Below are 398 nucleotides of genomic sequence, written 5' to 3' on the forward strand. Positions count from 1 at the left end.
GAACACAACCTGAAGATCGCGATCGTGCCGATCTTCAGGTTGTGTTCCTTCGCGAATTCGATCAGGTCCGGCAGGCGCGCGATCGTGCCGTCGTCCTTGATGATCTCGCAGATCACAGCGGCCGGCGTGAGGCCCGCGAGCGCGGTGAAGTCGCAGCCGGCCTCGGTGTGGCCGGCGCGCACGAGCACGCCGCCCGGCTGCGCCATGATCGGGAACACGTGGCCCGGCTGCACGATGTGCTCGGGGCGCACGTCGTGCGCGACCGCCGTGGCGATCGTGTGCGCCCGGTCGGCGGCCGAGATGCCGGTCGTCACGCCTTCGGCCGCTTCGATGCTGACCGTGAACGCGGTGCCGTACTGCGTGCCGTTGCGGTAGGTCATCAGCGGCAGGTGAAGCTG

General features: G+C 68.6%; 1 protein-coding gene. It reads right to left on the reverse strand.

The window, feature by feature from the left end; genetic code table 11:
- On the reverse strand, positions 1-398 hold a 398-nt coding region (locus M3223_RS24030; RefSeq protein ID WP_251566315.1), incomplete at both ends, for a 3,4-dihydroxy-2-butanone-4-phosphate synthase.

It is taken from the genome of Paenibacillus pasadenensis (assembly GCF_023715725.1).
Classification (GTDB): domain Bacteria; phylum Bacillota; class Bacilli; order Paenibacillales; family Paenibacillaceae; genus Paenibacillus_O; species Paenibacillus_O pasadenensis_A.